The sequence below is a fragment of the Novosphingobium sp. genome, from assembly GCF_025351285.1.
GTDB lineage: Bacteria > Pseudomonadota > Alphaproteobacteria > Sphingomonadales > Sphingomonadaceae > Novosphingobium.
This window is the reverse complement of sequence record NZ_JANXWG010000117.1, coordinates 1-23,693: the sequence shown is the minus strand read 5'-3', so window position 1 is coordinate 23,693 and position 23,693 is coordinate 1. Positions and strand designations below refer to the sequence as shown.

The window sequence follows — 23,693 nt, the reverse complement described above, 5'->3', positions numbered from 1 at the left end:
GGCGCGAAAGGTTTCGGGCGGGCACGAATCTTCCAGGCTGCACCCGGCATCCATGTCGGGCAGCACCACGATCTTGTCAGGGCTGAGGATCTTGGCGGTTTCGGCCATGAAGCGCACGCCGCAGAACGCAATGACATCGGCGTCGGTTGCCGCGGCCTTGCGGCTGAGATCGAGGCTGTCCCCCACGAAATCGGCGAGGTCCTGCAATTCGGGCTTCTGGTAATAGTGCGCCAGGATCACCGCGTTGCGGTCCTTGCGCAGCCGGTCGATTTCCGCGCGAAGGTCGAGACCCGAAAGGTTGGTCGGCTGGGCGGTCATGCGGGTGTGATCCTTGGAGTGATGCTGGGGCGATTACGACACGCGCCCGGAAGCTTCAAGCAGCGACAGTGGTCCAGCGCTCGGCCGCTTGCGCGACGCGCCCCTGCTTTTCCAGCTCGAGCAGGTGCGCCAGTACCGATCGCCCGGCGGCGCCCTCGAGCCGAGGATCGAGGCCCTTGTACATCGCGGTAACCATGGCGGGGATGCGATCGACCCCAGCCGCAAGCTGGCGCAGCACTTGTGCCTCGCGCTGGCGGCGGTGGCCCATCATGCCGCGCACGAGTTGGCGCGGGTTGGTTACGGCTGGCCCATGCGCCGGGTAATAGACGGTGTCTTCGCGTTCGTAGAGCTTCTGCAGGGATGCCATATAGGCGCCCATGTCGCCATCGGGGGGCGAGACCACGCTGGTCGACCAGGCCATCACATGATCGCCGGTGAACAATGCGCCCGATTCCACCAGCGAATAGCAGAGGTGGTTGCTGGTATGCCCGGGGGTGGCGACCGCCGCGATCGTCCAGCCATCGCCTGCGATCGTCTCGCCATCAAGCAGCACGCGATCGGGTGTGTACGTTGGATCGAAGGCGGCGTCAGCGCGCGGTCCGTCGTCCTGCAACACCAGCGGCGCGCAGCCGATGATCGGCGCGCCGGTCGCGGCCTTGAGCGGCATCGCCGCCGGGCTATGGTCGCGATGCGTGTGGGTGCACAGGATCGCGACCAGCTTCGCATCGCCGATAGCGGCCAGGATCGCTTCGACGTGGCCCGAACCGTTGGTGTCTGCATGGCCCGCCACCCCGGTCCCGGCGGGGCCGGGATCGATCACCGCCACTTCGGTTCCGGCGCCGATCACGTAAGTCTGCGTTCCGGTCGCGGTGTAAGGCGACGGGTTGGGCGCGAGCACGCGGCGCACCAGCGGTTCCACGCGGTCCGACAGCCCGGTGGGCCAGGTTGCGGGATCACCGGGGAAGGGCGACGCGGGTGTGGATGGTTGTTCGGGTGCGGTCATCGTGTCCGCAATCTAGGCTGCTTGGGCCGCGGTGCAACCGCGATGCGTGCCGATTCAGCCGGCGCGCATCTCTGTGGCCAGCCGTTCGCGCAGCCGTTCGATCGCGCTGGGGCTGTCTGTTGCGCCACGCCAGGCGCGTTCGAGCCGTTCGATCCGCGCATAGATCCGCTCGCTTTCGTGCACCAGCACAAGCATCGCCGGGGTCAGCAGCGCGCAATTGTCCGAATCACTCGGCGACACCGATGTGACCAGCCGGCCGTGGCGGCGCAACTGGATCTCTGACAATTCGCCGGCAAAATAGGCGCGGTGATTGAGCAGCCAGGCCAGGCAATGCATGACCCGCGTGGTGGTGCGCAGCGCTTCGCACGACAAGGCCACCCGCGCCAGATCGTCCGCGCCCAGTTTTTCGCCTTCGCGCCGTGCCGAATCGAATTGAGCGCGTACCTCGTCCGCCAAAACGAGCGTTTCTGCGTAAAGCGCTTCGACGATGCGCGGATTGATGCTGGGCGTGCGGAGCATGAACGTCCGCCTTAAGTGCGCTTCGCGCAGATCGCCATACTCTCGGCGCAAGCGATCTGATTCATTGTGGGACAGTCCCGTATCAGGACGGTGGAACCCCACAGGTTCGGCCCCGGTTCATCATGCGATGATGTCTGGAATCAGATAATCCTCCAGCATCGAGATCTGATCCTTCAGCTTGAGCTTGCGCTTCTTGAGCCGGGCCACCTGAAGTTGATCGCCGATGATGCCCCCGGTGCCAGAGACAGTTCCGCTGCCGCTCAGCGCATCGATGGCGACGTCGAGATCGCGATGTTCGAGGCGCAGCGCTTCGAGCCGCTTGCGCATTTCCTCTTCGGTCACCCGAATGCGTTCCTTCTGTCCTGCTGACCCACTTGCGAGGAACCAGACCCAGTCACCAAAATCGAGAGCCACCAAAACCGGGCCGCCTGGCGTTTGCTGACGGCGATCGGAATATACGGTCGATCGCGTAAGCAGGCCATTCCGACCACGTTTAACTTGCAAGATACGAGCAATGTGCTTGCATGACAACGCGGACCCGGCGACTCATTCAACGACGATCGGCGGGCCGCGAATGGACGGGCACAGCTAGCTGGAGTTACCGCTTATGGAATCGTCGCATATCACTTCGCTGCAGACCAAGCACGCCGGGCTCGAACGGCAGATTTCGGCCGAATTGGCGCGGCCACATCCCGATGACGTGCTGGTGGCCGAACTCAAGCGACGCAAGCTCAAGCTCAAGGAAGCGATCGTCCAGGTCGCCTAAGCGGCTGATGCGAAACTCGCGCTTTTGCGAGTTTCGCATCAGACTTTTCCCGCGGTGATTTCGCCGCTCGCGAAAATGGTCTAGGCATGGCGCATGCAGACAGCCGTCGCTTCCGCCCGCGCCATCCTCACCTCGCTGCACGAGGTCATGGCCTCGCGTTCGGGGGCGCAGGCGAAGCTCAATCAAGTGGTCGAAGTCATCGGCGAACGGCTCGATAGCGAGGTTTGCTCGATCTACCTGCTGCGCGAAGGCATGCTCGAACTTTACGCGACTCGCGGGCTTGAACAGACCGCGGTTCACGTCACTCGGCTGGCGGTGGGCGAAGGGCTCGTCGGCACCAGTGCGGCGAACAACGAAACGCTTAACCTGGCCGAAGCCGCCGCGCACCCCGACTTTGCCTTCCGCCCTGAAACCGGAGAGGAAAAGTTCCATTCGTTCGCCGGCGTGCCGATCGTGCGGCGCGAACGCGCGGTGGGCGTGCTCTGCGTCCAGCATGTCGATCCACGCCGCTATGAAGAAGTCGAGATCGAGGCGCTGCAGACGGTAGCGATGGTGCTGTCCGAACTAATCGCCAACGCCGAACTGATCGACGAGGAAGATGCAGCAGTCGCTGCGCACCTCACCGAACCCGAACGGCTCAAGGGGCTTACGCTGGTCAAGGGCCTGGCCAGCGGCGTGGCCGTGTTCCATCAGCCGCGCATCACGATCACGCATGTGATGGCCGACAATCGCGATGCCGAATTGCAGCGGATGTACCTGGCGTTCGACAAGATGCGCGAACAGATCGACCGCATGGCCAGCCAGGCCGAATTCGGCGTGGGCGGGGAGCACGAGGAAGTGCTCCAGACCTACCGCATGTTTGCGTACGACGAAGGCTGGAGTCGCCGTATCATCGAGGCGATCGACGCGGGGTTGACCGCCGAAGCGGCGATCGAACGCGTCCAGCAGCGCACGCGGATGCGGATGCGCCAGATCGACGATCCGCTGCTGGCGGACCGGATGCACGATCTGGAAGATCTCGCCAACCGGCTGCTGCGGATCGTGTCGGGTCAGTTGGGCACGGCGGCCAGCATGGGGCTGCGGCAGGACGCTATCCTGGTCGCGCGCAACCTGGGGCCGGCCGAACTGCTCGAATATGATCGGCGCCGCTTGAAGGGCGTGATCCTCGAAGAAGGTTCGCTCACCGCGCATGTGGTGATCGTGGCGCGGGCGATGGGCGTGCCGGTGGTCGGACGCATCCGGGGCTTGCGCGGGCGGTTGCGCGAAGGCGATCCGGTCTTGCTCGATGCCGATCAGGGCGTGATCGATCTGCGGCCGACGCCCGCGCTGGTCGAAGCGTTCGAAACCCGTTTCGCGCGCAGTCGCGAGCGCCAGGCCAATTATGCCGCAATGCGCGATCTCAAGCCCGTGACCAAGGACGGTCAGCGCATCGGCGTGCTGATGAACGCCGGCCTGCGCGACGATGCGGCGCTGCTGGCGCTGACCGGCGCTGACGGGATCGGACTGTTTCGCACCGAGTTCCAGTTCCTGGTTTCGGCCACGATGCCGCAGCGCGAACGCCAGACCCGGCTTTACCGCGATGTGCTCGAGGTGGCGGGCGACAAGCCGGTGGTGTTCCGCACCGTCGATATCGGCGGAGACAAGACCCTGCCTTATCTGCGCCACAACGACGGCGAAGGTGAGGAGAACCCGGCGATGGGCTGGCGCGCGCTGCGCGTCGCGCTCGAACGCGAAGGCCTGCTCAAGGTCCAGGCGCGTGCTTTGATAGAGGCGGCGGGCGGGCGCACGCTCAACGTAATGTTCCCGATGGTGACCGAGCCGTGGGAGTTCCATGCCGCCAAGGCGGTGTTCGAAGGGCAGCTCGCGTTCCTGCGCCAGCGCAAGAAGCTGCTGCCCGAAACGATCCGCTATGGCGCGATGCTCGAAGTGCCGGCGCTGGCCGAATGCCTCGAGGAACTGGCGCCGCACTGCTCGTTCCTGTCGATTGGCACCAACGATCTCACCCAGTTCCTGTTCGCGGCCGATCGGTCCAACCCGCGCCTTGCAGAACGCTATGACTGGTTGAGCCCAGCGATCCTGCGCTTTTTGCGCCGGGTTGTTCGCACTGTCGCGCCCTTCAACATAGATGTCACGGTCTGCGGCGAGATGGGTGGCCGCCGGCTTGAAGCGCTGGCGTTGATCGGGCTGGGTATCCGCCGGCTTTCGATCACCCCCGCCGCGGTCGGCCCGATCAAGGAACTGGTGCGCCAGCTCGATGTGCGTGAAATCACCGAGGCGATGGAGGGCTGGCTGGCCAATCCGCCGGGCAACCTGCGCAGCCAATTGCAGGCCTGGGCAACGCAGCGGGAAATCGATTGGGACTGATTTGGATCCGATAAGCGGTTCGTCGCTTAATCCGTTCAGGTTTCCGCAATGGACCGTTGACAATCAGGGTAAACAGCCGCTCCTATCAGGGCCAGGGTCGGTAAAAATGCCAGGGTCGGAGAACAAGTCGTGACGGATGCCGAAGGCGCCGGATACGCTGCGCCAGCAGGTGTATCGGCAAAGCTGCGCGCGGCGCGCGAGGCTGCCGGACTGACTCTTGAACAATTGACCAGCGCAACCCGCATCAGTTCCCGGCATTTGGCAGCGATCGAAACCGACAACTGGGAATCGTTGCCACCCGGGCGGCCCTACGCGATTGGTTTTGCGCGCAGTTACGCAAAGGCGGTCGGGCTCGACGAACGCGCGATCGCAGACGAAGTGCGCAAGGAGCTCGATTCGACCGGGCCTGCGTTCAGCCCGCGCGCCATCAGCCAGTTCGAGCCGACAGACCCGGCCAAGACGCCCACCCGCGGGTTGTTGTGGCTATCGCTGCTGGCGGTGGCGCTGCTGGTGGCCGGAGGTCTGGCGTTCTGGCGGAACTACTACCAGCCGGCCGCCGGCCTGCCCGAAGTGGGCTCCAGCGCGCTGGCGTCCGGCCCGGCCCAACCAGCCGGTCCAGCCCAGCCTGCAAGTCCAGCCCAGCCCACGAATTCAGGCCAGCCGGCCGGCCCGGCAAGCCCGGCGCCGGCAGCAACCGGAGCTGTCGTGTTCACCGCGCTGGAAGACAAGATCTGGGCCAAGTTCTACGATGGCGCAGGCAAGCAATTGCTGCAGAAGCAGCTCGCCAAGGGCGAGAGCTACACGATCCCCGCAGATGCGCAGAACCCGCAGATATGGACCGGCCGGCCCGATGCACTGGCGATTACCGTGGGCGGAAAGTCGGTCGCCAAGCTGGCCGACCAGCAGCGCACGATGAAGGACGTTGCGATCTCGGCCGCCGCGCTGGCCGCGCGTCCGCCGCAAGTACCCTCACCTCAGCCAACGGTTACGCCGAAGGCCTGACAATTCTACAGGGCGTCGGGGCTGTGGGTATCAGGGCGTGACACGATGGCGGCTTGAGCGGATCGACATTAAGGCCGGATCGGCCAGAAACAGCAGAACGGGCCAGTAACGGCATGACGGGATCGGGAATGATGGGGATCTTGGGCGCATCGGCACTGCGATGGACGAAATCCAGCCGTGGGTTGATCCTTGGGGGCACGCTGGCATCGGCAATGTGCGTGGGCGCAACTTTGCTGCCCCAGCCGGCGCACGCGCAGGAAACCACCGAAGCGCGGCTGAAGCGGATCGAAGCCGAATTGCGCGCGGTCCAGCGCAAGGTGTTCCCCGATGGCGCCGGCCGCGTCTTCGCACCAGAGATTTCGCCGCCCGTGACAGGGTCAAGCAGTTTTGCGGCGCCGTCATCGACCACGACCGCCGATATCCTGTCGCGGATCGACACGATCGAAGCGCAGCTCAAGCGGCTAACCGCGCAAAGCGAAGAATCGCAGAACCGCCTCGGCAAGCTGGAAAGCCGTCTGGCAACGCTCGAAACCGCACCGGCGGCTGCACCGGCCCCGGTTGCGCCCGTGGCCACCAGCGGACCGGCTGCGAACAAGCCTGCCAGCGCCGTGCCGCGCAACCCCAAGCCCGCACCCGTTGCCACGTCCAAACCCTCGGCCAAACCCTCGGCCGACCGCATTGCTGCGGTGAAGGCCATCGTGATGCCGCAAACAGGCGATGCCGGTGAGGACGAATACCTCTATGGCTACGAGCTGTGGAACGCCAAGTTCCTGCCCGAATCGCAGCAGGCGCTGCAGAAGTTCATCGACGGGCACCCCAGGCACAAACGGCTGAGCTATGCGCGCAACCTGCTCGGCCGCGCCTTCCTCGATGACGGCAAGCCCGGCACTGCCGCGCAGTGGTTCGTGCAGAACTACCAGGCCGACAAGAAGGGCGAACGTGCGCCCGACAGCCTGCTGTACCTTGCGGTGGCGATGACGAAGCTCAAGGAAACCAAGCGGGCTTGCGTGGCGCTCACCGAATTGAAGGCCAACTTCCCCGATGCCGTCGCCGGGCGGCTCAAGGGCGATTATGCGCGCACGCGTACCGCGAGCGGCTGCAATTGATACGGCTCCTGCCCAAGCCCTGATCGCAGCAACCGCGCGGTTTACGGCGGACTGGCGGGCGCTGTGGCCCGCGAGGGGCAGTGTCGGCCTGGCGGTGTCGGGGGGGCCTGACAGCCTGGCTATGCTGATGCTGGCTCATCATGCGATTCCGGGGCAATTCGAAGTCGCCACCGTCGATCATGGCTTGCGGCCGCAAGCCGCGGACGAAGCGGCGATGGTTGCGCAGCTTTGTGTGCGGTTCGGCATCGAGCACCGGACGATCAAACTCGACCTTGCCGGGGGCGCGGCAGTTCAGAAGCGCGCCCGCGATGCACGCTACGCAGCGCTGGCGGCGTGGCTGCGCGAGCGCGGGCTTGCAGCGCTGGTCACCGGGCACCACGCCGATGACCAGGCCGAAACGCTGGTCATGCGGCTCAATCGCGGTGCGGGCGTGCGGGGCCTTGCGGGAATGCGGCCACGCGCTTCGGTGCCGGGCGACCTTGCACTGCCATTGCTGCGTCCGCTGCTGGGCTGGCGCCGGGCCGACTTGCGCGCGGTGATCGAACAGGCGGGGTTGATCGCATGCGACGATCCGGGCAATCGCGACCCGCGATTTGAACGCGCCCGCATTCGTGCCGATCTGGCGGGCGCAGGCTGGGTCGATGCGGCGGCGCTGGCCATCTCGGCACGGCATCTGGCCGAGGCCGATGAAGCGCTCGACTGGGCGGCCGATGGTGAGATGCGCGTGGTCGAATGGACCGAAGCCGGCTGTGCTTACACGCCAATTGCGCCGCGCGCTGTGCGGTTGCGCGTGCTCGAACGGATCGTGAGCGGACTCAGCGGCGGCCACCCGCGCGGGCGCGATCTGGCGCGGTGGCTCGATGCGCTCGAAAGCGGCGGCGCAGCAACGCTCGGCGGGGTGCGCGGAGATGGGCGTCGGCTGCCTTGGCGCTTCGCCCTGGCGCGTCCGCACCGCATTCCGTGAGGCCGAAAGCCAGCGATCGGCCAGGCTGTTCAAACGGGCCTTCAATTCGCAGCGCTATTTCCCTTTGGGGCTTATATTGCCATTCACCATGGCGCGCTTACATTGCGACTACACACTCGATTTGGTGTGCGGGGTACAAGCGCTCCGAAACCGGGATCAAGACGCGATGAACGACGACCAGCCGCAGGGCAATCCGTGGATCAAGAGCCTTCTGGTGTGGGGGGGTATTTTCCTCGCCCTGTTGCTGGTGGTATCGATGTTCGGATCGCGGGGCGAAGCCAGCGGCACGATGATCCGCTATTCCGACTTCCGCGCCAAAGTTGCCGAGGGATCGGTTCGCGACGTGCAGATCGGGCCCGAGAAGATCACGGGTTCGCTCAAGAACGACCAGACCTTCCAGACGGTGCCGATCCCCAACGATACCGATCTGGCGCGTTTGCTTCAGGCCAACAACGTCCAGTATTCGGGCAAGGCCACCGAAGAACCCAACGTGCTGCTTTATATCCTGGCGCAGTCGCTGCCGTTCCTGCTGATCCTTGGCGTTGCCTATTTCGCGCTGCGGCAGGTGCAGAAGGGCGGCGGATCGGGCGCTATGGGCTTCGGCAAATCGAAGGCCAAGCTGCTCACCGAAAAGCAGGGCCGCGTGACGTTTGACGACGTTGCGGGCATCGACGAGGCACGCGAGGAACTCGAAGAAATCGTCGAGTTCCTGAAAGACCCCAGCCGCTTTGCCAAGCTCGGCGGACAGATCCCCAAGGGCGCCCTGCTGGTCGGCTCGCCCGGCACCGGCAAGACGCTGCTGGCCCGCGCGATCGCGGGCGAAGCTGGCGTGCCGTTCTTCACGATTTCGGGTTCGGACTTTGTCGAAATGTTCGTCGGCGTCGGTGCTTCTCGCGTGCGCGACATGTTCGAGCAGGCCAAGAAGAACGCGCCGTGCATCGTGTTCATCGATGAAATCGACGCAGTCGGCCGCCATCGCGGCCATGGCCTCGGCAATTCGAACGACGAGCGCGAGCAGACGCTGAACCAGCTTCTGGTTGAAATGGACGGGTTCGAGGCCAACGAAGGCATCATCATCATCGCCGCCACCAACCGGCCCGACGTGCTCGATCCGGCGCTGCTGCGCCCGGGCCGCTTCGATCGCCAGGTGGTGGTGCCGATCCCCGATATCGAGGGCCGCGAGAAGATCCTGGCCGTCCACATGAAGAAGGTGCCGCTGGCGCCCGACGTCAATCCGCGCACGATCGCGCGCGGCACGCCGGGCTTCTCGGGCGCCGATCTGGCCAATCTGGTCAACGAGGCGGCGCTGCTGGCCGCCCGCCGCAACAAGCGGCTGGTGTCGATGCGCGAGCTCGAGGACGCCAAGGACAAGGTCATGATGGGCGCCGAACGCCGCAGCATGGTGATGACCGACGAAGAAAAGAAAATGACCGCGTATCACGAAGCCGGCCACGCGATCGTCTCGGTCAACGAGGCGGCATCTGACCCGATCCACAAGGCCACGATCATCCCGCGTGGCCGTGCGCTGGGCATGGTCATGCGGCTGCCCGAGCGGGACAGCTATTCGTATCACCGCGACAAGATGCACGCCAACCTGGCCGTTGCGATGGGCGGGCGCGTGGCCGAAGAACTGATCTTCGGGTACGACAAGGTTTCATCGGGCGCGTCTTCGGACATCCAGTACGCCACCAGCCTGGCGCGCAACATGGTCACCAAGTGGGGCATGTCCGAAAAGCTCGGGCCCTTGCAGTACGAGGACCAGCAGGAAGGCTACCTCGGCATGGGCGGGTCGCAGCGCACGATGATGTCGGACGAGACCAACAAGCTGATCGACAGCGAGATCCGCGGGCTGGTCGACGATGCGCACGCGCGCGCCACCGATATCCTCAAGACGCAGGAGGACAAGCTCCACCTGCTCGCGCAGGCCATGCTTGAGTGGGAAACGTTGAGCGGCGAGGAAATCACCAGGCTGCTGGCCGACGGCAAGATCGATCGGCCCGACGCGCCGACCGGCATTGCCCGGCCGGTCACTCCGGCGGGCGCTTCGGTGCCACGCGCCGGTCGTCGCTTCGGCGGAACGGGCAGCCCGCAGCCACAGGGCGCCTGACGGCTTTCGACGAACCGTTAACGATATCCAACGGCCCGCTGTTACACGCGTGACAGCGGGCCGTTTGCGTAATGGTCAGGTGCCCGATTCGGCCAGGATCAGCATCATGAACAGCGTGAGTGCGAAAAGCGCCATCATCATCAACGCACCGGTGCGCCAGATCGCGCCGCCGCGGGTCAGGCCGTAAGCTTCCCTGGTCTGCCGGTACAAATGCCATGGCGGCAGCAAGCCTGCCGCGGCCGTCATGGTCGGCACATGCAGTCCGTTCAGCACCGAGAGGATCGCCACCAGCAGCATCATGAAGCATAGCGAATACGTTACGAACACGGTGTGATCGTAAAGCCCGAAGCGGCGGCTGAACGGAAACAGCAGCCACACCATCGGCACCGACAGCGGAATCAGCGCCCAGGCGTATTTGTAAGCGTTGGACCGCAGCTTGTACAAGGCGAGTGCCGGGTTCTCCTTGAAGCTGTGGATCGCATGATCGATTGCCGGAATGAAGCTGTATTGCTCCTGGTCCGGGACGGTGATCTTCACCGCTGCGGCGGGGTCCTGCATTGAACGGATGCCCTCGATCGCGCTCTCGCGGCCGATGATCTGGCCATCGAGCCCATCGGTCCGCTTGTTCTCCGCCTCCAGCTTCGCGCGTTCCTGCTTGAGCCGAACAAGCTCCTTTTCATTTGCTTCCAGCCCGCGAATGCTGTTGCCGTTGACGTTGACCAGGCTGTTCTCGCCGAACTTGCCGCCGAACGCATTGATCGCGGCGAACATCAGGAACACGCAGAACAGGAACAGCGCGATCGGCGAGACATAGCTCGCGCGGCGCCCATCGGCGTATTCGCGCGTCAGCCGGCCCGGATGGAGCACCAGCATCGGCAGTGTACGCCAGATCTTGCCTTCGAAATGGAACACACCGTGCGCCAGGTCGTGAAAGAACGCGCCGATCGTGCGGTGAACATGCGCCGGCTGACCGCAGGCGTGGCAATGGCTGCCCACCAGCGCCGCACCGCAGTTGAGGCACGCGGCGGGATGATCGCCCCCATGGTCTTTGGCGGCATCGTGCTCGCCAGCCGTCGGCTCGACTGCGCGCCCGGTGATGACGCTGCCCACGCCGTCACCCAGCAATCCTTGAAGAAACCCTTCGCCCGCCATGCGCCGCCCCACTCCTGACACGTTTGAATGATCATTTGGCAAGCGCCCAAGTGCCATGCATTTGCGCTACGCGTCACCTGCAAACTGACAAAAAGGGATGTTGCATGAAATATCGAACCGCCGGAAAGCGGAACAAGCGCCTGGTTCTGCGCGCCATCGCGCTGGCAGGGGGCGTGGCCATGCTGTCCGGAACCGCGCTGGCTGCAGCCGGCGACATGAGCGTCGGCGCGTTTCTGGCCAAGGCCGATGCGCTCAAGGCCAAAGGGCCGATGGCGCTGTTTTCGTCGGATATCGGGTTGTTGAAGGCCGAAGCCCAGGCGGCCGGAATGGCCTATAAGGCCCAGCTCGATACAGAGCGCAAGGCTGGGCATCCCAGCAGTTGCCCGCCTAAGGGGACGCGTGTCGACAGCGACATGTTGATGGCGCAGATGCGTGCATACCCCGCCGGCACGCGATCCAGGATCACGGTCAAGACGGCGATGGTCGACATGTTCCGGGCAAAATTTCCCTGCAAGCCATAGCCGGCAGGATGGAGGCGGCGCGGGGCGTGGCGGCTGAAACCGTTACACCCCGCGTCCGTTTTCAGCCCGTCGAATCAGCCTTCGTAATCGCCACCCAGCGAGGTGCTGCGCACCGGAGCCGCCGCGGTGATCCGCAGCGCTTCGGCCGATTGTGACAGCGAACCGATCTCGTCGATCTCGTCGTCATCCTCGGGCAGCACGCGCTGCAGCGACTGCACCAGGTTTTCCTTGAGCAGCTTGGGATTGACCCTCACTTCGGCAATCTCGCGCAGCGCAACGACCGGGTTCTTGTCACGATCGCGATCGATCGTGAGTTCGGCGCCGCCCGAAATCGCGCGCGCGCGCTCGGCCGCCAGCAACACGAGATCGAAACGGTTGGGAATCTTGTCGACGCAATCTTCGACGGTGACGCGTGCCATTGGACACTCCGCGTTGGACAGGCTGCATTGCTCCGCGAATGGGCAAGACAGGCCGGAACTGGATGGAAGTGCGGGCTGATAGATTGAAGGGGGGGAAGAGTCAAGAATTTGGAAGATGCCTCCGGCGGGCAAGGGCCATGGGTCCGGACTCATAATCAGAGCCAGAACATGACGATGGCGGCGATGGTGACGGTTGCGATGAAGGTTGAGGCCTTTCGGTCGTATCTGGTTGCCACGCGGCGCCAGTCTTTGAGGCGGCAGAAGAGGCGCTCGATCACGTTTCGCTTGGCATAGACGCGTTTGTCGTAGGGGAACTGCACACGTCTGTGTCGCATGGGCGGGATGACGGCGACCGTGTCGCGTATGGCGAGCCATTTGCGCACGACATTGGAATCATAGCCCTTGTCAGCGACCAGTTCCTTGGTGGGGGCGAGACTGCCGATACATTGCTGAGCGACGGCAACATCCGGGATATTTCCGGGAGTTAGGACAAGCGTCCACGGCCTGCCCGCTTCATCACAGACGGCGTGGATCTTGCTCTGACGTCCGTTCTGGGTACGGCCGATACCATTGGCCAAGGCCCCCCTTTTCCGCCTCCGGCAGTGCGGTGGGCCTTGATCAACGTGGCGTCGATGAACAGCCTCGATGGCAAATCCTCGTGCGCGGCCAGGGCATGGAGGATGCGCTCCCAAGTACCGTTATCGGCCCACCGCACGAAGCGGTTGTAGAGCGTCTTCTTGGGGCCGTAGTCGAGCGGACTATCGCTCCAGCGCCCGCCGCAGCGCAACGCATGGACAATTCCCGAGAGCACGCGGCGATCATCCAGGCGGGGAACGCCGCGCGTATTGCTCGGCAACAAAGGCTCGATCCGCGCCCACTGCTCATCGGAAAACCAAAACAAATTAGACATGACTTCACCCTCCTCGACGGAAAGTGAATCACATCTCAATCGCCCTGTGAATCCTGTTTATGGGTCCAGGGTCATCGCCCTCGCCCGCCGGAGGCTCCGTCAATCCCTTGAATATGACTGCTGACTGCGCGCCAGGTTCCCGAACTTCGTATACTCCGCCTGAAAGTGCAATTGCACGCTACCGGTCGAGCCATGGCGTTGTTTGCCGATGATGACGGTGGCTTTGTTGACCACGTCCATGTGCCGCTGTTCCCATTGCGAGTACTTTTCCTTGACCGCGGACGAGCTTTCCTCGGTCGGCACGTCGGGGCGGATGGCGTCGTGGTAGTATTCCTCGCGGAAGATGAACCACACCATGTCGGCGTCCTGCTCGATCGAGCCCGATTCGCGCAGGTCGGACAGCATCGGCCGCTTGTCCTCGCGGCTTTCGACCGCGCGGCTGAGTTGTGACAGCGCAATCACCGGCACCGAAAGCTCCTTGGCCAAGGTCTTGAGGCCGCGGCTGATCTCGGAAATTTCGTTGACGCGGTTGTCCGACTTGCCGGTGCCCTGGAGCAATTGCAGGTAGTCGATCACGATCAGCCCGACATTGTGCCGCCGCTTGAGCCGCCGCGCGCGGTTGCGCAGCGCGCCGATCGTCAGTGCCGGGGTGTCGTCGATGTAGAGCGGCAATTCGGACAGGCGCTGGCTGGCGTAGGACAGCTTCTGGAATTCCTCGCGACTGATCTTGCCCATGCGCAGTCGTTCGCTGCTGATCTCGGCCTGTTCGGCCAGGATACGCGTGGCGAGTTGGTCTGCGCTCATTTCCAGGCTGAAGAACGCCACCGGCGCGCCGACCGATTTTTCCACCGAAATGCCGTCTGCAAGATCGCGCTGCAACCGGTCGGCACAGTTGAAGGCGATGTTGGTGACCAGCGAGGTCTTCCCCATCGCCGGGCGGCCGGCGAGGATGATGAGGTCCGAATCGTGAAGGCCGCCGACTTTCTCGTTCAGGTCGTCGAGCCCGGTCGTCCGGCCCGAGATATGCCCGCCCGAATTGAACGCCTTCTCGATCTGCTTGACCGCCTCGACCGCCGATTCGCGGAAGGTCTGCGCTTCGTTGCCGACTTGCGCACCTTCGGCCACAGCATAAAGCGCGGCCTCTGCCGCCTCGACCTGGTCCATCGGTGCCACCGACGTGCGCGTGTCCATCGCGCCTGTGACGAGATTGCGCCCCACCGTCACCAGCTCGCGCAGCAAAGCCAGATCGTAAACCTGCTCGGCCAGCTCGCGCGGCGCCAGCAAGCCCTGCCCGTCAGCGGTCAGCCTGGCGAGATAAGCCGTGCCGCCAAGCTCGCTCAGTGCCTCGTCGGTCTCGAAATAAGGCTTGAGCGTGACCGGCGTAACCACCGCCTTGCGATCGACCAGCGCCAGAATCCGCTCGAAAATCCGCCCATGCACCGGCGCGAAGAAGTGCTCGGGCCGCAGCGGGGTGGCCATGTCCTCAAGGATGCGGTTGTCGATCAGCAACGCGCCCAAAAACGCCGCCTCGGCCTCGACATTGGCGGGCAAGGCGCGCGCTTCGGGCGATTCGGCGGGGGCGGGATTGAGCATCAGGGTGGTGGAAGCCATGGCCGATCCATGCGCCCGTGGTGTGGCGCGGGCAAGCGAGCTTGATGCCCAGGCGGGTGATGGGGCTGTGGATGAAGGGGATTATTTGAAGGGGGAAGCAGCCACTGGCCCCTCAACACCCTTCCGAATCACCCCCCCTTGCCGCCCGCTTTCGCATCTGCGAAACACCATGCCCCATGGCCGACCCGCGCATCTCGCATATCGAACTGGATGAAGCGACGATCCTGTGGCGCAATGCCGATATCGAGCAGGAGCGCCGGATCGCGATCTTCGACCTGATCGAGGAGAACACCTTTCGCCCGTTGCGTTCGGTCGCGGCGGGGCACGAGGGGCCGTATCGGCTGCGGCTGTCGGTCGAGGACGGGCGGCTGGCGCTGGTGATCGCGGACGATGCCGCAGCGCCGACCGAGACGATCGTGCTGGCGCTCGGGCGGTTCCGGCGGCCGATTCGCGATTACTTTGCGATCTGCGATTCGTATTATCAGGCGATTCGGCGAGCGACTGCGCAGGAGATCGAGACGATCGACATGGCGCGGCGCGGTATCCACAACAATGCGGCGGAATTGCTGCTCGAACGGTTCGAAGGCAAGATCGAGACCGACTTTGCCACAGCCCGGCGGCTGTTCACGCTGATCTGCGTATTGCATATCCGGGGCTAATGGGCGGATAGGGCCCGGACAGACAGAACAGGGCGCAAACGGACTTTCATGGCACGGCGGGGAGGCAAGGTAGCTCCAGGGCAGCTGAAGCTGCGATCTGGGCGGCAGCGCTGGCTTGCGGGCGCGGGCTTGGTCCTGCTGTTCGCAGGCGGTGCGGCGTGGTGGGAAGCGCGGAACTGGGTGCCGTCGCGTGATGAATACCCGGTGCAGGGCGCCTGGATTGATGCGGGCGACTTGCCGGTCAACTTTCACATGCTCAAGCAGGCCGGCGCGGACTTTGTCTATCTCACCGATGGTTCGGGTGGCTCGCAGCGCGATCCGGGCTTTGCCGAAAGCTTCGCCGCCGCGCGCGAGCAGAAGTTGCAGGTGGGCGCAGTCCACGTTTACGATCCGTGCTCATCGGCCGATGGGCAGGCCGCCAATTTCGTCACCACGGTGCCGCGCGATAGCCACTTGCTGCCACCTGCGATTGCGCTCGACATCGACGACAAGGCCTGCCGCGCGCCGCCCGATGCGGCCGCGCTCGACAGCGAGTTGACGACGTTCCTGAATCAGATCGAGCGGCATACGGGCAAGCCGGCGATGCTGCTGTTGAGCCGCGCGTTCGAAAAGCGCTATCATCTGGCGGTGCGGATCGATCGCAACTTGTGGCTGGAGGGCGACTTCCTCAGCCCATCCTATGCCGGAAGACCGTGGGTCATGTGGACTGCAAGCGACAGCTTACGCACCGCGGCGGCCAATCATCCGCTGCGCTGGGTGGTGGTGCGGCCATGAGCGGGCTCGATCCCGCAGCCAGGGACGCGCTGATCGCAGCGGCCAAGGCGGCCGAGGGCAACGCTTACGCGCCCTATTCGCGCTTCCACGTCGGCGCGGCGCTGCTGTTCGATGACGGCGCGGTAGTGACCGGCGCCAATGTCGAAAACGCCAGCTACGGCTTGTCGCTCTGTGCCGAGACGGTGGCCATGGCGGCGGCTGCGGCGGCGGGGCGGCGCGGCGGACTGGTGGCGGTGGCGGTCACGGGCGGCGCGATCGACACCAGCGAGGCCGAACGGCCTACGATCAGTCCGTGCGGGCGCTGCCGGCAAGTGCTCAATGAATTCGCGACGCTGGGCGGGACCGATCCAGTGGTGCTGTGCGCGGGTGCGGGCGAGGTGGTCGAAATCCGGCTCTCGGCGCTCTTGCCGATGGCGTTCGGGCCCGCCAGTTTCGGAACATTGGGAGGATAGCAGCCAGGTGGCCATTCAATCGGACAAGTGGATTCGCGACAAGGCGCTCAGCGAGGGCATGATCGAGCCTTTCGTCGAGGCACAGCGGCGCGACGGGTGCATTTCCTACGGCCTGTCGTCCTACGGCTACGACGCGCGCGTGGCCGACGAGTTCAAGATTTTCACCAACGTCAACAGTTCGGTGGTCGATCCCAAGGACTTCGATCCGAACAGCTTCGTCGACCGTAAGACCGACGTCTGCGTGATCCCGCCCAACTCGTTCGCCTTGGCACGCACGGTCGAATACTTTCGCGTGCCGCGCGACGTGCTGGTGATCTGCCTCGGCAAATCGACTTATGCGCGCTGCGGGATCATCGTGAACGTCACCCCGCTCGAACCCGGCTGGGAAGGGCACGTCACGCTCGAATTCTCGAACACCACGCCGCTGCCCGCGAAAATCTATGCGAACGAAGGCGCGTGCCAGTTCCTGTTCCTGCAAGGCAACGAACCGTGCGAAGTCAGCTATGCCGATCGCGCGGGCAAATACATGGGCCAGAAGGGCGTAACGCTGCCCCGGCTTTAATCGAAATTTTGGGAGAGACCTGATGGCCAAAGAAAATCGCAGCTTCGATATCGTGGTCTATGGCGCCACCGGGTACACCGGCCGCCTTGTCGCCGAATATCTTGCGCACCACTACGCCGGCCGCGCCGATGCGCCCAAGTGGGCGATGGCCGGGCGCAGCGCGGACAAGCTGGCCGAAGTGCGCGATCTGATCGGCGCGCCGTCCGACACCCCGCTGATCGTCGCCGATTCGGACGATGCCGCCAGCATGGCCGCGCTCGCTGAACAGACCCGCGTGGTGCTGACCACCGTCGGTCCGTACCAGCTTTACGGCGAACCGCTGCTCAAGGCCTGCGTCGAGGCCGGCACCGACTATGCCGACTTGTGCGGCGAACCGGTGTGGATGCGCCAGATGGTCGACAAGTACCACGCCGCCGCACAAGCCAGCGGCGCGCGGATCGCGTTTTCGAGCGGGTTCGATTCGATCCCGTTCGATCTTGGCGTGTTCATGCTCCAACACGAAGCACAATCCCGGTTCGGAGCACCCGCGCCGCGCGTGAAGGGCCGTGTCCGCGCGATGCAGGGCGGGTTCTCCGGCGGGACCGCCGCCAGCCTGGGCGCGACGATGGCCGCGCTGGGCCGCGATCATTCGCTGATCGCGCTGATGACCAGTTCGTTCTGCCTGACGCCGGGCTTTGAGGGCCCGCCCCAGCCTGCCGGCAACAAGCCGCAGTTCGACGAATCGGTCGGAAGCTGGGCCGCGCCGTTCGTGATGGCGGCGATCAACACCAAGAACGTCCACCGCACCAACTTCCTGCTCGGCCAGCCATGGGGCGCGGATTTCACCTATGACGAGATGATCCTGACCGGCCCCGGCGACCAGGGCGAGGCGATCGCGAAGCACATCGCCACCACGCCGATGATGGGCGGCCCCAACGATCCCAAGCCCGGCGAAGGCCCGACCGCGGAGGAGCGCCAGAACGGCCACTACGACGTGCTGTTCGTGGGCGAGATGCCCGATGGCCGCACGCTGAAATACGGCGTGAAGGGTCGCTACGATCCGGGCTACGGCTCGACTAGCCGGATGCTGTCCGAAACCGGCATTGCACTGCTGGCCTGCGATGCGGCGGGTGGCGTGTCCACGCCGGGCGCGCTGCTCGGCAAGGCGCTGGTCGATCGGTTGCAGGCAGAAGCAGAAATCACCTTCGCAGCGGAAGACTGACGCCTACTTGCCCTGCTTCAGCGCGGTGACGCACGACGCCTTGTCGACGTCGCGCCCGTCACCGCGCCGCGCGTCGACGTAGCTGGCAGACGGTTCGCCACCGCGCGCGGGCGGGTATAAGTAAACATCAAGAATGCACGCGCCGCCGCTCCACTGGAGCTTGAGCGCATCACCTTCGCGCACATCCAGCCGGGGCGCGCCGAATTGCCGCTCAAGCCCGTTGCGATCGGCGCCGATCACGCCTTCCAGCCCGGCTTCGACGCGCGGGCCGGCCGGGCGGTGCGGAACCGGTTTGATCGCTTCCAGCTTGCCGCGCGCGCTGGTGGCGGTGCCCTCCCCGCAGCCAGTGAGCAGCAGGGCGAGGCCGATCGAGGCGAGGAGCGGGCGTTTTTTCAGCATCGCATGGACCTTTAGACGGCTGGCCGCCGATGCACCAGATGGGTCGCCATTGCGGCGCCCAGCACCGATGCCAGCAGGTTGACGAACGGCACCGTCAGCAGCGCCACGCAAATCGCGCCCAGTACGAAGCGCGTCACGAACGGCAAGTCGGGCAGCGGCACGCCGCGTGTGTCACGGTGGCGAATACGCACCGTTTCAGTCAGCTCGCGCCCCAGCAGCATCGCGTTTACCGCGGCGAACACCAGCAGGGGCCCGACGCCGGTCACGATCAGCACCAGGGCAACCGGGAGCACAGCCAAGTTCCAAAGCAGCGATCGCAGCGTACTGCGCAGCGCCAGGCCCAGTTCGCGGTGCAGCCCCAGCGGACGCGCGCGCGCCGCGATTTCGGGATAGTGCCGCGCCTCGACCGCTTCCACGACCTCGTCGGCGAAAAGCTGGAGAACGGCGAGCGCGACGATCCGGAACAGCAGCCACACGCCCAGCAACGCCGCCACGAACGAGAGAAACCCGCGCACCGCACCACTGTCGCCCAGCATGGCGTCCAGCCCGAAACCATCGAGCAGCGATGCGCTCCCCGCCCACAGCCCCCAGCCGAGCAGCGCCACCGCAACCACGGTCAGCCCCGCGCTCTTGAGCAGGACTGCCACGATGCGCCGATCGGTCAACTGGGCGAGCGCGAGAGCGAAGGCGGTGATCATCCTCCCGGCGATCAGCCGGTTCGCGCGCGCTGTCAATCGGCGCGCCGCGTTGTTGCGGCGAGTGGCGTCTCCTCGCCGTCCAAGCTCTTGCTTGTTAGGCGCTGCCCGCACGGCTAGGGCGCGCGCCATTGCAAGCATTCCCCCGGAGACCTCTATGCCCGAAGCCATTCTCGACGTTATCGCCATCGGCAACGCCATCGTCGATGTGATGGCGCCCGCCGACGATGCCGATATCGAACGGCTGGGCCTGGCCAAGGGCGGCATGACGCTGGTCGATACCGAGCGCGCGCAAGAACTTTACAACGCGATGGGTCCGGCCAAGGAAATCTCGGGCGGATCGGCTGCAAACACGCTCGCGGGCCTCGCTGCGCTCGGTGCGAAATGTGCATTCGTGGGCCAGGTGGCGGACGACCAGTTGGGCGAGGTGTTCGCACACGATATTCGCGCCGGCGGCATCGCCTTCGGCACCCCTGCGCGCGCAGGCGACCCACCCACCGCGCGCTGCCTGATTTTCGTGACGCCCGACGGCCAGCGCACGATGAACACCTTCCTCGGCGCATCGCAGTTCCTCCCCGCCGAAGCGATGAACGCGGCCGAGATCGCCAGCGCCAAAGTGCTCTACCTCGAAGGCTACTTGTGGGACCCCGAGGAACCGCGCAACGCGATGCGCCGCGCCATCGCCGCCGCGCGCGACGCGGGCCGCGAAGTGGCGTTCACGCTGTCGGACCCGTTCGTGATCAGCCGCCACGGTGATGATTTCCGTGCGCTGATCGATGCCGGCGAGATCGACATCCTGTTCGCCAACGAACACGAGCTGGCCGCGCTGACGCTGATCGACGATTTCGAAGCTGCGATGGAAGCGCTCGCGCTCAAGGTGCCGACGCTGGTGGTGACCCGCGGGGCCGAAGGTGCGCACGCGATGAAGGCCGGCGAACACGCCCACGTCCCGGCTGAACCGATCGCGCGCGTGGTCGACACCACCGGCGCCGGAGACCTGTTCGCAGCCGGCTTCCTCTCGGGCCATGTGAAGGGCCGCCCGCTGGCCACCTGTCTAAAACTGGGCGCAATCTGCGCGGCCGAAGTAATCTCACACTACGGCGCGCGGCCCGAAGCTGATCTGGCGGAGCTGACGCGCGCGATCGGCTGATTGCGGCGTCAGGCGGTCCCGGCTTCGCGATCCACTTCCTTCTGCCCGATGTCGCGGCGGCAGAAGCCGTCTGGGAAGCGCAGCGCATCGACTGCGGCATAGGCGCGGGCTTGTGCGGCGCGCACAGTGTCGCCCTTTGCGGTCACGTTCAACACGCGGCCGCCATTGGCGATCAGCGCGCCTTCGGGCGAGCGTGCGGTGCCGGCGTGGAAGACCTTGGCACCGGTTGCTTCTGCCAGCGCGATGCCCTCGATCGCGCCGCCTTTTGAGGGCGTGCCGGGATAGCCTTTCGCGGCCATCACCACGGTCAGCGCCACTTCGGCAGAGAACTGCGGGGGCGGCAAGCTCGCCAATCGGTTGTCGGCGCAGGCTGACAGCAATTCGACCAGATCGCCCCGGTAGCGCATCAGCAGTACCTGGCATTCGGGATCGCCGAAGCGGGCGTTGTATTCGATCAGCTTGGGGCCATCGGGGGTCAGCATCAGCCCGGCGTAAAGCACCCCCGAATAAGGCGTGCCGGCATCGGCCATGGCCTTGACGGTGGGCGCAACGATTCGCGTCATCGCTTCCGCCTCCAGCGCCGGGGTCAGCACGTGCGCGGGGCTGTAGGCGCCCATGCCGCCGGTGTTGGGGCCGGTATCGCCGTGGCCGACGCGCTTGTGATCCTGCGCCGATCCGAACGGCACGATCGTCGCGCTGTCGGTCAATGCGAACAGGCTGACTTCCTCGCCGGTGAGGAATTCCTCGATCACGACTTCGGCGCCGGCTGTTCCGAATGCCCCGTCGAACATGTCGTCGATTGCCGCGCGGGCTTCGTCGGCGGTTTGCGCGATGACCACGCCCTTGCCCGCGGCAAGGCCATCGGCCTTGATCACTACCGGGGTGGCAAACCGATCGAGCGCGGCCAATGCATCGGCTTTGCAGTGCGCGTGCACATAGCTTGCCGTGGGGATGCCCGCGCGGTCGCACAGCGCCTTGGTGAAGGCTTTCGAGCCTTCCAATTGCGCGGCAGCCTTGCTGGGGCCGAACACTGAAATGCCCGCCGCACGCAGCGAATCCGCCAGGCCATCGACCAGCGGCGCTTCGGGGCCGATCACGACAAGGCCGATCAAGTGCGCGTCGCAGAATCGCGCCACTGCGCCGTGGTCGGTGGCATCGAGGCCCACGATTTCAGCGTGTTCGGCAATTCCCGGGTTGCCCGGGGCGGCGTAAAGGCTATCGCAACGCGGCGATTGCGCCAGCTTCCAGGCCAGCGCATGTTCGCGCCCGCCCCCGCCCAGCAGCAGGATGTTCATGCCCGTTCCTTCCTCGCCCGACGACGACGACCTCAATGCTGGCGGGCTGTTAGCGAGGGAAAGCGCCGGCGACAACGCCGCGCCGCTGTCGATCACCGAGATCTCGCAGCAATTGAAGCGCACGGTCGAGGATCGCTTCGGCTTCGTGCGGCTGCGCGGCGAGCTTTCGGGGGTGAAGCGCGCCGCCTCGGGCCATCTTTATTGCAGCCTGAAGGACGAAGGCGCCAAGATCGACGCGGTGATGTGGCGCGGCAATGCCTCGCGGCTGTCGTTCCTGCCCGAGGACGGGGTGGAGGTGATCGCCAGCGGCAAGTTGACCACCTATCCCGGGCGGTCGGCCTACCAGATCGTGGTCGATCGCATGGAGATCGCGGGCGAGGGTGCGTTGCTGGCACTGTTGGCCAAGCTGAAGGCGCGGCTGGAGGCCGAAGGGCTGTTTTCCGCCACCCGCAAGCGCCCGCTGCCGTTCATGCCACGCGTGATCGGCGTGATTACCTCACCGACCGGAGCGGTGATTCGCGACATTCTCCACCGACTCGCCGACCGCTTCCCCAGTCACGTGCTCGTCTGGCCAGTCAACGTGCAGGGACAAGGCGCGGCGAGCCAAGTGGCGGCGGCACTGCGCGGGTTTTCGGCAATCCAGCCCGGCGGCGTGATCCCCCGGCCCGACCTGTTGATCGTCGCGCGCGGCGGCGGTTCGATCGAGGATTTGTGGAGCTTCAACGAGGAAGAGGTCGTCCGCGCCATCGCCGCGAGCACGATCCCGGTGATCAGCGCGGTCGGCCACGAAACCGACACCACGCTCGCCGATTTCGCCGCCGACTTGCGCGCGCCCACCCCCACCGCTGCGGCTGAAATCGCGGTGCCGGTCCACGGCGAATTGTCCGCCACATTGGCCGAATTGTATGCCCGCCAGCAGCGCGCCGTGCTGCGGCTGGTCGGCCAATCGCGCGAACGGCTGGCCGCGCGGGCCGAGCGGCTTCCGCAACCGCAGGCGCTGCTGCAGGGCCAGGCGCAGAAGCTCGACGACCTGGGCGAACGGCTGACCCGCGCGCTCGGCCACCGTACCGAAATCGCTGCGCAAGTGCTGGCGCGGCACGCCGGCGCGCTGCGGCCTGCGCTGCTCACACAGCGGTTCATGCGTGAATGCGAAAGGCTCCGCGCGCAACGGCTACGGCCCGAAATGGTCCTCCAGCGGATCGCCACCGCTCGCGCACGCGTCGAAGCGCTCGACCGGCTGCGGCTCCAGCTTGATCCGCGCGCGCCGCTCCAGCGCGGCTATGTGCTGGTGACCACGGCCGAGGGGCAAGTGGTCAAGGATCGCGCCACTGCGGCAACCAAGCCGGCCTTGCGGCTGGAATTCGCCGATGGAACGCTCGACGTCGCACCCGCCGGTGCACCGCCGCGCGGCAGTCCGCGCAAGGTGGCACCGCCCGCGGGGCAGCAGGAACTGTTCTGAACACCCTTGGCTCGCGCCGGATTTCACCCGCGCGGAAAATCGTCTAGGGTCGCGGCTATGTTGATGTCCTCCTCCTCGCGGCCGACCAGACTGCACTACATGCCCAACGGCTTCCGCCAGCTTTCGCCCGGCGATCACGTGCTGTGCGCGGTGACCGGCGAGGTGATCCCGCTCGATCTGCTGCGCTATTGGAGCGTGCCGTTGCAGGAAGCCTATGCCAATGCCGATATCGCAACAAAGCGGCTGATGGCAGCGACGTGATCGCGGCCCCGTGAAAGCAGATCG

General features: G+C 65.3%; 26 protein-coding genes. 15 read left to right on the top strand and 11 right to left on the bottom strand.

Features of this window, described 5'->3' with window-relative positions; translation table 11 throughout:
• The 4 genes from nadA to Q0R16_RS14345 all read right to left on the bottom strand — a co-directional run.
• Positions 1–318 (bottom strand): quinolinate synthase NadA (gene nadA, locus Q0R16_RS14360; protein ID WP_295637421.1); only part of this gene is annotated, 318 nt, incomplete at its 3' end.
• A 55-nt stretch (positions 319–373) separates the two neighbouring features.
• On the bottom strand, positions 374–1,321 hold the full coding sequence (locus tag Q0R16_RS14355) for an MBL fold metallo-hydrolase (protein WP_295637417.1): 948 nt from the start codon (positions 1,319–1,321) through the stop codon (positions 374–376).
• Between the two features lie 54 nt (positions 1,322–1,375).
• Positions 1,376–1,840 (bottom strand): DUF1465 family protein, encoded by a 465-nt coding sequence (locus Q0R16_RS14350; protein WP_295637414.1) that lies wholly within the window; start codon positions 1,838–1,840, stop codon positions 1,376–1,378.
• 120 nt (positions 1,841–1,960) lie between these two features.
• Positions 1,961–2,182, bottom strand: a complete 222-nt coding sequence (locus tag Q0R16_RS14345) for a DUF465 domain-containing protein (RefSeq protein ID WP_295637424.1) — start codon at positions 2,180–2,182, stop codon at positions 1,961–1,963.
• Between the two features lie 265 nt (positions 2,183–2,447).
• Between Q0R16_RS14345 and Q0R16_RS14340 the strand changes: the two genes are divergently transcribed.
• The 6 genes from Q0R16_RS14340 (at position 2,448) to ftsH (ending at position 10,149) form a co-directional block, all read left to right on the top strand.
• Positions 2,448–2,606: a DUF465 domain-containing protein gene (locus Q0R16_RS14340; protein ID WP_295637411.1), complete on the top strand. Its 159-nt coding sequence runs from the start codon at positions 2,448–2,450 to the stop codon at positions 2,604–2,606.
• Positions 2,607–2,699: 93 nt separating this feature from the next.
• Positions 2,700–4,970 carry a phosphoenolpyruvate--protein phosphotransferase gene (gene ptsP, locus Q0R16_RS14335; RefSeq protein ID WP_295637408.1) on the top strand — a complete coding sequence of 757 codons (2,271 nt, stop codon included), beginning with the start codon at positions 2,700–2,702 and terminating at the stop codon, positions 4,968–4,970.
• A gap of 129 nt (positions 4,971–5,099) precedes the next feature.
• On the top strand, positions 5,100–5,972 hold the full coding sequence (locus Q0R16_RS14330) for a helix-turn-helix domain-containing protein (RefSeq protein ID WP_295637406.1): 873 nt from the start codon (positions 5,100–5,102) through the stop codon (positions 5,970–5,972).
• Positions 5,973–6,100: 128 nt separating this feature from the next.
• On the top strand, positions 6,101–7,078 hold the full coding sequence (locus Q0R16_RS14325; protein ID WP_295637402.1) for a hypothetical protein: 978 nt from the start codon (positions 6,101–6,103) through the stop codon (positions 7,076–7,078).
• Positions 7,044–8,042 (top strand): tRNA lysidine(34) synthetase TilS, encoded by a 999-nt coding sequence (tilS, locus tag Q0R16_RS14320; RefSeq protein WP_295637399.1) that lies wholly within the window; start codon positions 7,044–7,046, stop codon positions 8,040–8,042. Before Q0R16_RS14325 ends, tilS begins: the two co-directional genes overlap by 35 nt.
• Positions 8,043–8,208: 166 nt before the next feature.
• Positions 8,209–10,149, top strand: a complete 1,941-nt coding sequence (ftsH, locus tag Q0R16_RS14315) for an ATP-dependent zinc metalloprotease FtsH (protein ID WP_295637397.1) — start codon at positions 8,209–8,211, stop codon at positions 10,147–10,149.
• A 75-nt stretch (positions 10,150–10,224) separates the two neighbouring features.
• Here the strand turns inward: ftsH and Q0R16_RS14310 are convergent, their stop codons facing one another.
• Positions 10,225–11,301, bottom strand: a complete 1,077-nt coding sequence (locus tag Q0R16_RS14310; RefSeq protein ID WP_295637394.1) for a DUF3667 domain-containing protein — start codon at positions 11,299–11,301, stop codon at positions 10,225–10,227.
• Positions 11,302–11,405: 104 nt separating this feature from the next.
• On the opposite strand from Q0R16_RS14310, the gene Q0R16_RS14305 reads away from it, so the two are divergent.
• Entirely contained in the window at positions 11,406–11,822 is a 417-nt protein-coding gene (locus Q0R16_RS14305; RefSeq protein WP_295637392.1) for a hypothetical protein, read from the top strand.
• Between the two features lie 74 nt (positions 11,823–11,896).
• On the opposite strand, the gene rpoZ is transcribed toward Q0R16_RS14305, so the two are convergent.
• From rpoZ to Q0R16_RS14290, 3 genes are all read right to left on the bottom strand, one after another.
• Positions 11,897–12,241 (bottom strand): DNA-directed RNA polymerase subunit omega, encoded by a 345-nt coding sequence (rpoZ, locus tag Q0R16_RS14300; RefSeq protein ID WP_295637389.1) that lies wholly within the window; start codon positions 12,239–12,241, stop codon positions 11,897–11,899.
• A gap of 155 nt (positions 12,242–12,396) precedes the next feature.
• Positions 12,397–13,151, bottom strand: a protein-coding gene (locus Q0R16_RS14295) for an IS5 family transposase (RefSeq protein WP_295637386.1) whose coding sequence is annotated in 2 segments (ribosomal slippage) — positions 12,397–12,818 and positions 12,818–13,151 — 756 coding nt in all. Because the reading frame shifts where the segments join, the coding sequence is not laid out codon by codon here.
• A gap of 99 nt (positions 13,152–13,250) precedes the next feature.
• The gene (locus Q0R16_RS14290; protein ID WP_295637382.1) at positions 13,251–14,762 is read right to left on the bottom strand and encodes a replicative DNA helicase; all 1,512 of its coding nucleotides are present in this window, start codon (positions 14,760–14,762) and stop codon (positions 13,251–13,253) included.
• A gap of 176 nt (positions 14,763–14,938) precedes the next feature.
• Here Q0R16_RS14290 and Q0R16_RS14285 point away from each other — a divergent pair, with 176 nt between their 5' ends.
• The 5 genes from Q0R16_RS14285 (at position 14,939) to Q0R16_RS14265 (ending at position 18,410) form a co-directional block, all read left to right on the top strand.
• Positions 14,939–15,421: a UPF0262 family protein gene (locus tag Q0R16_RS14285; protein WP_295637379.1), complete on the top strand. Its 483-nt coding sequence runs from the start codon at positions 14,939–14,941 to the stop codon at positions 15,419–15,421.
• 129 nt (positions 15,422–15,550) lie between these two features.
• On the top strand, positions 15,551–16,195 hold the full coding sequence (locus Q0R16_RS14280) for a glycoside hydrolase family 25 protein (RefSeq protein ID WP_295637377.1): 645 nt from the start codon (positions 15,551–15,553) through the stop codon (positions 16,193–16,195).
• Entirely contained in the window at positions 16,192–16,647 is a 456-nt protein-coding gene (locus Q0R16_RS14275; RefSeq protein WP_295637374.1) for a cytidine deaminase, read from the top strand. The genes Q0R16_RS14280 and Q0R16_RS14275 overlap by 4 nt, the downstream gene beginning before the upstream one ends.
• Positions 16,648–16,654: 7 nt before the next feature.
• Positions 16,655–17,209 carry a dCTP deaminase gene (gene dcd / locus Q0R16_RS14270; protein ID WP_295637371.1) on the top strand — a complete coding sequence of 185 codons (555 nt, stop codon included), beginning with the start codon at positions 16,655–16,657 and terminating at the stop codon, positions 17,207–17,209.
• A gap of 22 nt (positions 17,210–17,231) precedes the next feature.
• Entirely contained in the window at positions 17,232–18,410 is a 1,179-nt protein-coding gene (locus Q0R16_RS14265; protein WP_295637368.1) for a saccharopine dehydrogenase NADP-binding domain-containing protein, read from the top strand.
• Positions 18,411–18,413: 3 nt separating this feature from the next.
• Here Q0R16_RS14265 and Q0R16_RS14260 read toward each other — a convergent pair whose 3' ends face one another.
• Together Q0R16_RS14260 and Q0R16_RS14255 are read right to left on the bottom strand one after the other, a co-directional pair.
• Positions 18,414–18,809 (bottom strand): hypothetical protein, encoded by a 396-nt coding sequence (locus tag Q0R16_RS14260; protein ID WP_295637365.1) that lies wholly within the window; start codon positions 18,807–18,809, stop codon positions 18,414–18,416.
• Between the two features lie 11 nt (positions 18,810–18,820).
• Positions 18,821–19,507 (bottom strand): EI24 domain-containing protein, encoded by a 687-nt coding sequence (locus tag Q0R16_RS14255; protein ID WP_295637362.1) that lies wholly within the window; start codon positions 19,505–19,507, stop codon positions 18,821–18,823.
• Positions 19,508–19,661: 154 nt separating this feature from the next.
• Here Q0R16_RS14255 and Q0R16_RS14250 point away from each other — a divergent pair, with 154 nt between their 5' ends.
• Positions 19,662–20,654, top strand: a complete 993-nt coding sequence (locus Q0R16_RS14250) for an adenosine kinase (RefSeq protein WP_295637360.1) — start codon at positions 19,662–19,664, stop codon at positions 20,652–20,654.
• 8 nt (positions 20,655–20,662) lie between these two features.
• On the opposite strand, the gene purD is transcribed toward Q0R16_RS14250, so the two are convergent.
• Positions 20,663–21,949 (bottom strand): phosphoribosylamine--glycine ligase, encoded by a 1,287-nt coding sequence (purD, locus tag Q0R16_RS14245; RefSeq protein WP_295637357.1) that lies wholly within the window; start codon positions 21,947–21,949, stop codon positions 20,663–20,665.
• Between purD and xseA the strand changes: the two genes are divergently transcribed.
• Complete coding sequence (gene xseA, locus Q0R16_RS14240; protein ID WP_295637354.1) at positions 21,948–23,408, top strand: exodeoxyribonuclease VII large subunit; 1,461 nt, start codon at positions 21,948–21,950, stop codon at positions 23,406–23,408. The genes purD and xseA overlap by 2 nt on opposite strands.
• A 57-nt stretch (positions 23,409–23,465) precedes the next feature.
• Positions 23,466–23,669: a DUF2093 domain-containing protein gene (locus Q0R16_RS14235; protein WP_295637351.1), complete on the top strand. Its 204-nt coding sequence runs from the start codon at positions 23,466–23,468 to the stop codon at positions 23,667–23,669.
• Positions 23,670–23,693 lie beyond the last annotated feature (24 nt).